8 protein-coding genes are annotated in these 10283 nt (G+C 70.6%); 4 read left to right on the top strand and 4 right to left on the bottom strand.

The genetic code is table 11. The features are described from left to right. A partial coding sequence (locus BLU09_RS36715; RefSeq protein ID WP_090495802.1) for a sensor histidine kinase occupies positions 1-1364 on the top strand: 1364 nt, incomplete at its 5' end. Next, a complete protein-coding gene (locus BLU09_RS36710) occupies positions 1361-2692 on the top strand; it encodes a M16 family metallopeptidase (protein ID WP_090495801.1) in 1332 nt (443 codons plus the stop codon). The genes BLU09_RS36715 and BLU09_RS36710, both read left to right, overlap by 4 nt. On the opposite strand, the gene BLU09_RS36705 is transcribed toward BLU09_RS36710, so the two are convergent. Further along, positions 2673-3998, bottom strand: coding sequence for a tetratricopeptide repeat protein (locus tag BLU09_RS36705; RefSeq protein WP_090495800.1), 1326 nt, complete (start codon positions 3996-3998; stop codon positions 2673-2675). The genes BLU09_RS36710 and BLU09_RS36705 overlap by 20 nt on opposite strands. Positions 3999-4038: 40 nt before the next feature. On the opposite strand from BLU09_RS36705, the gene BLU09_RS36700 reads away from it, so the two are divergent. Together BLU09_RS36700 and BLU09_RS36695 are read left to right on the top strand one after the other, a co-directional pair. Further along, on the top strand, positions 4039-4383 hold the full coding sequence (locus BLU09_RS36700; protein WP_090495799.1) for a hypothetical protein: 345 nt from the start codon (positions 4039-4041) through the stop codon (positions 4381-4383). 409 nt (positions 4384-4792) lie between these two features. Further along, positions 4793-5686, top strand: a complete 894-nt coding sequence (locus BLU09_RS36695) for a putative RNA methyltransferase (protein WP_244172364.1) — start codon at positions 4793-4795, stop codon at positions 5684-5686. Positions 5687-5868: 182 nt separating this feature from the next. Here BLU09_RS36695 and BLU09_RS36690 read toward each other — a convergent pair whose 3' ends face one another. The 3 genes from BLU09_RS36690 to BLU09_RS36680 all read right to left on the bottom strand — a co-directional run bounded on the left by BLU09_RS36690 (position 5869) and on the right by BLU09_RS36680 (position 10111). Beyond that, positions 5869-6306, bottom strand: coding sequence for a DUF779 domain-containing protein (locus tag BLU09_RS36690; protein ID WP_090495797.1), 438 nt, complete (start codon positions 6304-6306; stop codon positions 5869-5871). Further along, on the bottom strand, positions 6306-7826 hold the full coding sequence (gene adh, locus BLU09_RS36685) for an aldehyde dehydrogenase (protein WP_090495796.1): 1521 nt from the start codon (positions 7824-7826) through the stop codon (positions 6306-6308). The genes BLU09_RS36690 and adh overlap by 1 nt, the downstream gene beginning before the upstream one ends. Before the next feature lie 176 nt (positions 7827-8002). Beyond that, positions 8003-10111 (bottom strand): sigma-54-dependent Fis family transcriptional regulator, encoded by a 2109-nt coding sequence (locus BLU09_RS36680; RefSeq protein WP_090495795.1) that lies wholly within the window; start codon positions 10109-10111, stop codon positions 8003-8005. Between the last annotated feature and the right edge of the window lie 172 nt (positions 10112-10283).

Genomic DNA, 10283 nt, shown 5'->3' with positions numbered 1-10283 from the left:
CCACCCAGGAGAAGGACACCGAGCGCCTGATTCAAGAGGGCAACGTCGAAATCCGCCGCGCCTTCATCCGGCTGGCCCGGACCTACAACTCGCCCCTGATGACCCAGCGGCTCGCCGCCGCCCAGGCCAAGGCGCATGAGGTGCTGGCCTCCGCCCCCGACAGCGAGGTGCCCTTCATCCGGGGCCTGGAGGACCGCTTCGGCGAGCTCCAGGCCCGCTACCGCGACTACGGCCGCGCCGCGGAAGCCGTCTTCGCCGTCCTGTCCACGGAGAATCCGGACCGCGAACAGGTCGCCATCGCCACCGCCGAGCTGCGGCAGGAAGAGAACTCCATCGGCCGCGAGATTCGCGTGCTGCGCGCCGCCCTGTCCAACCGCATCCGCGAGCGCGTGGACGGCGCCGAGGAGCGCGAGCGCACCACCGGCCTCTTCATCATCGGCTTCTCCGTGGCCGCCATCGCCGTGGGCGTGGGCGCCACCGCCTGGTCCGCCCGCACGCTGCGCCCCATGCGCAACCTCATCCGGGGCGTGTCACGCATCGGCCGCGGTGACTACAACGCCCAGCTCGGCGTGCGCGGCGACGACGAGGTGGCCGTCCTGGCCCGGGAGTTCGACCAGATGGCCCGCTCGCTCCAGGCGCGCGAGGCCCAGCTCAAGGCCCAGGCCGAGGCCCTCATGCGCGCGGAGCAGCTGGCCGCCGTGGGCCGCATCTCCGCGCAAATCGTCCACGAGGTGCGCAACCCCCTGTCCTCCATTGGCCTCAACGTGGAGTTGCTCCAGGACGGGTTCGAAACCGCCCGCTTCGCGACCCCCGAGGACGCGGCCGAGGTGAAGGACCTCATCTCCGCCGTCACCCAGGAGGTGGACCGCCTGGCGGATGTCACCGAGCAGTACCTGCGCATGGCCCGCCCTCCCCGGCCCGACCTGGACCCGCGCGACGTCACCGCCGTGCTGGACACCGTGCTCGACTTCACCCGCGAGGAGTTGGAGCGCGCCGGCGTGGAAGTGGTGCGCGACTTCGCCCTGGATACCCCGCACGTGCTCGCCGACGAGGGCCAGCTGCGGCAGGTCTTCCTCAACCTGCTGCGAAACAGCCGCGAGGCCATGCCGTCCGGCGGCCGCCTCACCATCATCACCCGTCCGGCGGAGGACGCCGTGGAAGTCACGGTGCGCGATACCGGACAGGGCATGACGGAGGATATCCGACAGCACCTCTTCGAGCCCTTCTTCACCACCAAGGAGGGGGGCACGGGCCTGGGCCTGGCCGTCAGTCAGCAAATCCTCCAGGTGCACGGTGGCTCGCTCTCCTGCCAGAGTATTCCCGGCCAGGGGACGGCCTTCGTGTTAAGGCTTCCTCGCGCATGAGCTTCACTACGTACCGGGACGTGCTGCCCTCCGGGCTGCGCGTCGTCACTATCGAGACGCCCCACCTCCACACCGCCCTGCTCGCCGTCTATGTGCGGACGGGCAGCCGCCACGAGACGCTCGTCAGCAATGGCGTCAGCCACTACCTGGAGCACCTCTTCTTCCGCGGCAGCGAGGGCTGGCCGGACACCGTGAAGATGAACGCGGCGGTGGAAGAGGTCGGCGGCAACCTCAACGGCGTCACCACCCGGGACCACGGGTACTACTACACGCCCATCCACCCCGCGCACCTGCGCGTGGGCCTGGACATCATCGGCGACATGCTCACCCGTCCCCGCCTCACCGACATGGAGGTGGAGCGGCAGATCATCCTCGAGGAGATGCTCGACGAGGTGGACGAGAAGGGCCGGGACATCGACCTGGACAACCTGTCCAAGCACCTGCTCTTCCCCGGGCACCCGCTGGCCCTGAAGATCGCCGGCACGCGCGAGTCCGTCACGAACATGACGCACCCGCAGATTCTGGAGCACTTCGCCCAGCACTACGTCGCGGGGAACATCGTCGTCACCGCCGCCGGCCGGGTGAAGCGCTCGGAAGTCGTGGAGATGACCGAGCGGGCCTTCGCCCGGCTCCCGCGCGGCCCGTCCAGCGTCGAGGCGCCACCGCCCCCCACCCCGGCCGGCCCGCGCCTGCACTTCGTCAGCCATGACGAGTCGCAGACGGAGTTCCGCCTCAACTTCCGCGGCGTCCCCGAGCAGCACGAGGACTACCCCGCGCTGCAGATCATCCGCCGCGTGCTGGATGACGGCCTGTCGTCGCGGCTGCCGTTCGAAATCGTGGAGAAGCGCGGCCTGGCGTACTCCGTGAGCGCGTCGCTGGACGCGTACCACGACGCGGGGCTGCTCGAGATTGAGGCCGCCAGCGCTCCGGAGAAGGCCGCGACGGTCATCACCGAGGCCTTCCGCGTGCTGTCCACGCTCTGTGAGAACGAGGTGGGCGAAGAGGAGCTGGCGCGCGCCAAGCGCCGGCACCGCATGCTGCTGGAGTTCTCCCAGGACTCGCCGGGCGAGCTGGCCGGCTGGTTCGGCGGCACGGAGCTGTTCCGCACGCCGGAGTCGTTTGGCCACCGCGCCGACCTGGTGGACTCGCAGTCCGCCGCGCGCGTGCGCGAGGTGGCCCGGCGCTACTTCAACCGGGAAAACCTCACGGTGGTGGCAGTGGGCCAGCGCAAGGGCCTCAAGGCCCTGGAGCGCGTGGTGGCGGATGCCCCGGGCCTTCCCGGGCCGGAGGCCGCGCCGCTGGCGGTGGTCAGCGGCGGCCGCGGATGATGATCGGGCCCGAGGACTTCTTCTTGGGCTTCGGCAGCAGCGCGTTCAGCGCCTTCTGGGTGCGGAGGTAGTCCGGGTTCTCCGGCTCCCGCTTCAGGGCCTCGTCGATGAGCTTGAGGCCCTGCGTCACCTTCGTCTGCATCCGCGCGTAGAGGGCGGCGAGCTGGGCCTTCTCCTCGATGGTGGCCTCGCTCATGCTGAGCAGCAGCTCCAGCGACGTCTCCGCGTCCGTGATGCGGTCCGCATTCAAGTGGATGCGCCACATCCGGGCGTGAACGGGCGCAAAGCGGGGCTCCGCGGACAGCGCGAAGCGGTAGGCCTCCTCCGCGCCGCGGCGGTCCCCTTGCTCCTCCAGCGAGCGCCCGCGCACGTACTGCGCCCGGGCCAGCCGGGGGTTGAGCTGGAGCGCCTGGTCCACCAGGGATTGCGCATCCGCGCGGCGCCCCTGCACCCGCACCGACTCCGCCAGCCACGCCAGCGCGTCGGCGTTCTGCGGCTGCGCCTCCACCAGCTTGCGCAGGGCCTCCTCCGCGTCCGCGGCCCGGCCCAGGGCCAGCAGCACCCGTGCGCGCAGCGTCACCACCTCCGGCCGCTCCGCGTCAGCTCCCTTCACGGCGTTCAGGTCGGACTCGGCCAGGTCCGGGAAGCCGCTGACCAGGAAGTAGCGCGCGCGCAGCAGCCGCGCGGAGGCCAGCGCCGGGTCCTGGTTGAGGAGCCGGTCCATGAGGTTGGCGGCCAGGAGCTCGTCGCCCTTGAGCCAGAGCACCTCGGCCTCGACGGACTTGGCCTCCGCGTCGTCCGGGTTCTCCCGCAGGATGTTCTCCAGCGTCTTGAAGGCGGCATCAATCATGCCCTCACGCGCCTGGATACGGGCCAGCCGCAGCACGTCCGCGTCCGGCAGATTTCCCGCGTCCCGCATGGTGATGAGCGCCGCGAGCGCGTCCTTGGTGAGGCCCTGCTGGAGGTAGATGTCGGCCAGCTGGCGCTGGATGGTGGGGTCCGAGCCCGGCGACATGGAGGCGGCCTGCTTCAAGGCCAGGATGGCGGCGCCCTCGTTCCCCGCCATGCGGTGGGCCTGCGCCATGAGCAGGTGCGGCTCCGGGTTGTCAGGCGCCGCGGTGGCGGCCCTGCTCAATGCGGCAAGCGCGGCGTTGGCCTGTCCGCTGGACAGGTGGCCGCGGGCTTCAGTCAATGCTGCCTGGGCCCGCTTGGCCTGGTTCTCCGCGGCGGCAACTTCCGGCTCTTTGCAAGCAAGCAGCGGAAGGAGCGCCAGGGTCCACGGTCTGATTCGAAAAAGACGGTGCATCGCTGAGGCGCAGGGTACCGGATGTTATCCTCCTTCGTCGATGGACCCATTCGTTCGGCGCCTCGTGGAGAGGCTCCATGACCCCAGCAAGCCGCTGTCGCGGAACCGGCACTTCCACACGTTCGACACCCCCGAGGGGCGAGCGGCGCTGAAGGTCGTCCGACGGCTGCGCAGCCTCCAGAAGGACATCCTCGCGTGTCACGCGGAGGGCTTCCGCGCGCGGATCTTCCGCCACGCGACTGGGAAGGGTGAACACCGCATCGAGCTCCTCATGGAGCGCCTCTCCGGCCGCCGCGTCTCCATGCTCCAGTCCGACGAATTCGAGCTGCTCACCGCGCTGCCTGGCGTGCGTGACGCGCTGGAAGTGTTCGACGAAGCGGCATAGGCTCCTCGTCATGGATTCCTGTCGGCACCTGGCCCCCGTGTCCCTGCGCCGCCTGCGCGGCTGAGCGCGGCAGCAAGCGGACTGCTCCGCGCTGTTCGGACGCCGCAGCACTGCGTCCGTTCCAGGCGAGGTGTGCCCTGACAGGGCCTCCCCGGTCTCTTTGCTGCCTTCGTGCCCGCTTTCCGCGTCGCGGAAGGCCCGGGCGCGATGTGCCGCGCTCCTGTTCCTGAGCCACGGCCTCGCCTGGCGTGCGCCCCGTGCGTGACGAACCTCCGTCATGCGTGTGCGGCTTCCACGCGCGTGCGGGCTGCCGGGCGCTCACGCCAGGGTCCTGACACCCCGCGCCTGAGGGCCTCCCGCGACTCGTTCCCGGCCATGCGCCGCCACGAGCCTCTGGAGCCCTTTCCGCATGTCAGCGCCCGCCTCGCCCCGCTTTCCGCCGCCCCTTCTTCCACTGCTCTGCTGTCCCATCTGTCAGTCACCGCTTCGCCAGGAAGCAACGGCGCTGCGCTGTGTGGCCCGCCATGCCTTCGACGTCGCCAGGCAGGGCTATGTCAACCTCCTGCCGGGCCACCGCGCCCCGGGCAATGCCGACACCCAGTCGATGGTCGCCGCGCGAGAGGCATTCCTCGCGCGAGGCCACTACGAACCGTTGGCCGCGCGATTGGCGGAGCATGCCGCGCGGCTCACCGGCGCTGATGTGACCGAGGGCTGCGTGCTCGATGTGGGAGCGGGTACCGGGCACTACCTGGCCCGTGTACTCGACCGGTGCCCGGCGCTGACGGGGCTCGCCATCGACATCTCCCGCTTCGCTGCCCGCCGGGCCGCCAGGGCCCACGCCCGGGCAGGTGCCCTCATCGCGGACGGCGAGCGGACGTTGCCCATCCGAAATCACAGCGTTGCACTGGCGCTCAGCGTCTTCGCTCCTCGCAACATCCCAGAGCTCCACCGCGTCCTGAATCGCCGAGGCGCACTGCTCATCGTGACACCCACGGCCCAGCACCTGACACAGCTCATCCAACCCATGGGGCTGCTGAGCGTCGACGCGCGCAAGGAGGAGCGGCTCCACGCGCGGCTGCGGAACACGTTCGAGCCCGGCGTCCGGGAAGCGCTGGAGCTGACGTTGCGGCTGACGCGCGACGACGCGTTCCACATCGCGGCCATGGGGCCCAGCGCGTTCCATGCATCCACGGAGGAGCTGCGGCGGCGCGCGGACGTGTTGCCCGAGCCCTTCACCGTCACCGCGTCCTTCACCGTGGCCAACTACCACCGCGTGGAGAGGGACGGCTCCGCGCGCGCCTGAGCAGCGCTCGCGCGAGGCGCCCAGACCGCGCTGCGACGCGCGGTCTGGGCCCCTGCCCCGCACGGGGCATGGGGTTGGAGCCCAAGGAGAAGCCCGCCGTCCCGCCCCACGGGCTGACGCCGGAGCCCGTTCGGACGATGAAGCGCTTCTCCCAGGCGACGCGCAGGCCACCGCCGGAACGGCTACTCCGGAGGTCCACGCCGAGGCGGCGGCGCGTTCTTCATCCGTTCGTATTCCTCGTCCGTGAAGACGCGGCTGCGGGTGAGGAAGCGCACGCCCAGCGGGGACTCCAGGCTGAAGCCGGCGCCCCGCCCCTTCACCACGTCCAGGGTGAGGTGCGTGTGCTGCCAGTACTCGAACTGCGCGCCGCCAATGTAGACGGGGCAGCCCTCCACCTCGCCCAGGAAGACGTCGCGCTGGCCCACGCGGAAGTCCCCCACGGGGTAGCACATGGGCGCGCTGCCGTCGCAGCAGCCTCCCGACTGATGGAACATCAAGGGCCCGTGCGTGGCGCGGAGCTGGCGGATGACGGCGGCGGCCTCGGGCGTCACGTCCACCCGGGCCACCGCCGTGGCGCCGTCCTGTCCGCCCGTGCCGGGGCCGGCACCGGCGCTACCCATCAGAAGAAGCCCATGGCCTTGGGGCTGTAGCTGACCAGCAGGTTCTTCGTCTGCTGGTAGTGGTCCAGCATCTTCCGGTGGTTCTCCCGCCCGATGCCGGACTGCTTGTAGCCGCCGAACGCCGCGTGCGCGGGGTAGATGTGGTAGCAGTTGGTCCACACGCGGCCCGCCTCGATGGCGCGCCCCGCGCGGTAGGCGGTGTTCCCGTCACGCGTCCACACGCCGGCGCCCAGGCCATACAGCGTGTCGTTGGCCTGGCGGATGGCGTCGTCGAAGTCCTTGAAGGTCGCCACGCTCACCACGGGGCCGAAAATCTCCTCCTGGAAGACGCGCATGCGGTTGTGGCCCTGGAAGACGGTGGGCGCCACGTAGTAGCCGTCCTTCAGGTCGCCGGACAGCGCCAGGCGCTCGCCGCCCGTGAGGACCTTGGCGCCCTCCTTCTTGCCGATGTCGATGTAGCTGAGGATCTTCTCCAACTGGTCGTTGGACGCCTGGGCGCCGACCATGGTGTCGGTGTCCAGCGGGTTGCCCGGCTTCACCTTGCGGACACGTTCGAGCGCCTTCTCCATGAACTGGCTGTAGATGCGCTCGCTGATGAGGGAGCGCGACGGGCAGGTGCAGACCTCGCCCTGGTTGAGCGCGAACATGGCGAAGCCTTCCAACGACTTGTCGAAGAAGTCGTCGTCCCGCGCCATCACATCCTCGAAGAAGATGTTGGGGCTCTTGCCGCCCAGCTCCAGCGTGACGGGGATGAGGTTCTCACTGGCGTACTGCATGATGAGCCGGCCCGTGCTCGTCTCGCCGGTGAAGGCCACCTTCGCGATGCGCGGGCTGCTGGCCAGCGGCTTGCCCGCCTCGACGCCGAAGCCGTTGACGACGTTGAGCACACCTTCGGGCAGCAGGTCCTGGATGAGCTCGGTCCACAGGAGGATGCTGGAGGGCGTCTGCTCCGCGGGCTTGAGGACCACGCAGTTGCCCGCCGCCAGCGCCGGGGCCAGCTTCCAGGCCGCCATCAGGAGCGGGAAGTTCCAGGGGATGATCTGCCCCACGACGCCCAGCGGCTCGTGGAAGTGGTAGGCGACGGTGTCGTGGTCCAGCTCGCTCACCCCGCCTTCCTGCGCGCGGATACACCCGGCGAAATATCGGAAGTGGTCGATGGCCAGCGGGATGTCCGCGGCCAGCGTCTCACGCACGGGCTTGCCGTTGTCCCACGTCTCGGCGACCGCGAGCATCTCCAGGTTCTGCTCCATCCGATCGGCGATCTTGTTGAGGATGTTCGCTCGGGCGGTCGGCGAGGTGCGGCCCCAGGAGAGCCGGGCCGCGTGGGCCGCATCCAGCGCCTTCTCGATGTCCTCGGCCGTGGAGCGGGCCACTTCACAGAAGGGCTTGCCCGTCACGGGGCTGATGTTCTCGAAGTACTGACCACGCGTGGGTTCGACCCAGCGCCCGCCAATGAAGTTCTGGTAGCGGGGCTTGAACTGCACCTTGGAGCCGGGCTGATTGGGGGCGGCGTAGATCACTGCGCTCTCCTGGGCTGGTTTGGTGAACGGGCCACCCCAGAGCAGCGCGCGTGCCAGTGCTCGCATCCGTCGACGTTGCGGCGCGTCGTGTCCCGCTCTGCGACACCTGTCCGGACACGCATGGCGCGGAGCGCGACAGGTGCGTCGCGCGATGGACACCGTCCTCCAGTGAACGTTCAGGCGCGCGAGGGCAGCGTGATGCCGAAGCGCTCCGCCATCCGGTAGAGCGTGCTTCGTGCAATGCCCAGACGCCGGGCGGCCTGCGCCACGTTGCCGCCACTGAGCGCCAGGGCCTCCTGGATGGCGCGGGCCTCCAGCTCGCGCAGCGGGCCGGCGGCGGCGGCACCCGCGCTCGGTTGACTCGGCGGAATGGAAGCAGGCGGCGCGGCGGGCCGTGGTTCTCCCTGGGCCCCGGGCGAAAGCGGGCTTCCCAGCCCTGACGGCAGGGCGTCCACGTCCAACACGGGGGCGCCTCCCGCGCGCACCAGCGCCAACCGCAGCACTGTCTTCAGCTCGCGCACGTTGCCGGGCCAGGGGTGGGCTGCGAGCCGGGTGAGCGCGGCGGCGGAGATGCTCGGCGTGGCCAAGCCTTCTTCTTCCGACAACCGCCGGAGGAGTGCATGGGCCAGCTCCGGCAGGTCGTTGCGCTCGCGCAGCGGTGGCAGCCGCAGCACCGCGCCCTGGAGGCGGAAGTAGAGGTCGGAGCGGAACGTGCCGTTGCGCACGGCCGCGTCCAAATCCCTGCAGGTGGCGCCCACCAGGCGGAAGCGCGAGCGTCGCACGCGGGACTCTCCCACGCGCGAATAGGCACCGTCCTCCAGCACCCGAAGCAGCAACACCTGGAGCGCGGGCGGCATCTCCGCCAGTTCGTCGAGGAAGAGCGTCCCGCCGTCCGCCGCCGCCAGCTTTCCCTCCGCGCCGCCGACACGCGCGCCGGTGAAGGCGCCAGGCGCGTGGCCGAACAGCTCACTCTCCAGCAACGCGGGCGACAGCGCGCCACAGTTCACCGCCACGAAGGGCCCCGTGGCGACCGCGCTGGCCGCGTGCAGTGCACGAGCGAGGAGCTCCTTGCCCGTGCCCGTCTCCGACAGCAGGAGCACCGGCAAGCTCGTGGGCGCGAACCGCTCCGCTTCTCGCAACGTGGCGCGGTGCTGCGGGTCGTTCCCCTTGAGCGCCGCCCACGGTCCAGGTGGCACCACCGTATCCGCCCCCCACAGGTCCCGGGACAGCGTGCGAGGCGCACGGCCCTCAGAGGAAGGCTCCGCCACCACAGGACGTGAATCCGCGCGCCCAGGGGTCATGCCCAGGGACCGGACACCCGAAGACTCCAGCCGCACCAGCACCGCGAGCGCCGAGCGCCCATCCCCCGTCCCCACCGCCTCCGCATGGATGCGCCACGCCGGCCCCTGTGAAGCAAGACGCGTCTCCAGCGCCACGCCTCGCAACGCGGCGTCCGTCAGCACCCGCCACGACACACCGAGCGCCGCCTCCACCTCCATTGGCCCCTGCCCACCGAGCAACGCGCGCGCGGCCGCATTGAAGCGACTCACCCGCCCCATCGGCTCGACGACGAGCACCGGGCCCTCCTCACGCGACAGGCGCGACTCCAATCCTCCCCGCGCCGCCGCGGCCACCCGGGCCCAGGCGACCTCGCGCAGCCGCGCCTCGGCGGCATGGGCCACACTGGCCACCGCCACCAGCACCAGCGGATCCGCCGCGCCAGCCGGCCCCGTGACGTCCAGCACGGCCACCAGCTCTCCAAAGGGGTCATGGACCGGCGCCGCGTAGCAGACGAGCCCATGGTGCCGCTGCGCGTAGTGCGCCGGCCCCACCACCGCGACGGCGGAGGACTCCGCCAGGGCAGTGCCAATGGCATTCGTCCCGCGTGACGTCTCATCCCAGCAGGCCCCCTCCACCAGGCGCACGTAATCCGCGTGGTGGGTGAAGTCCCCGCCCGAGCTCCGCGTCGCCAGGATGACGCCCTCGCGGTCCGCGAGCAGCGCCACCCGCCCCGAAGGAAGGGGCGCCGCCGACAACATCTCCAGCATGCCGCCCAGCTCGTGCCACACCGGCTCCAGCCGGGCCCGGCGCTCGACCAGCGCCAGGCTGCCCACACTGGGCCCTTCGTCCGGCTGTCCGGTGCTCGGGGCGCCCAGCGACCGTGAGCGCTGCCAGCGGGGGAGGATGGAGCGCAACTCCGGGCGCAACCCCGCCTCCCCGTCGAGTGCCCCCACGAGGAACTGCTCCCACAGGAGCGGTGATGCGCTGAGCGTCAGCGTCCCCAAGGACCTTGAATCTTGGTTGAATCCCGATGGCGACAACAACCTGGGAACGCCGCAATGTTTCTGGCCCAACCTGACGCAGCGCATCACACAGTACGGGTCGCCCCCCACCCCACCTTCGACATCCGGTGCCGGGACCTCGCCTGACACGTCATTGACGCGTCAGGCGGCGGTG

Source organism: Myxococcus virescens, from assembly GCF_900101905.1.
Classification (GTDB): Bacteria; Myxococcota; Myxococcia; order Myxococcales; family Myxococcaceae; genus Myxococcus; species Myxococcus virescens.
This window is presented reverse-complemented; position numbering and strand designations above follow the sequence as displayed.

What these genes read in the sequence shown, in the direction of transcription:
- BLU09_RS36690 (WP_090495797.1), bottom strand. Translation starts at nt 6,306, where the DNA reads ATGGGTAGCGCCGGTGCCGGCCCCGGCACGGGCGGACAGGACGGCGCC.
- BLU09_RS36700 (WP_090495799.1), top strand. Translation starts at nt 4,039, where the DNA reads ATGGACCCATTCGTTCGGCGCCTCGTGGAGAGGCTCCATGACCCCAGC.
- BLU09_RS36695 (WP_244172364.1), top strand. Translation starts at nt 4,793, where the DNA reads ATGTCAGCGCCCGCCTCGCCCCGCTTTCCGCCGCCCCTTCTTCCACTG.
- BLU09_RS36705 (WP_090495800.1), bottom strand. Translation starts at nt 3,998, where the DNA reads ATGCACCGTCTTTTTCGAATCAGACCGTGGACCCTGGCGCTCCTTCCG.
- BLU09_RS36710 (WP_090495801.1), top strand. Translation starts at nt 1,361, where the DNA reads ATGAGCTTCACTACGTACCGGGACGTGCTGCCCTCCGGGCTGCGCGTC.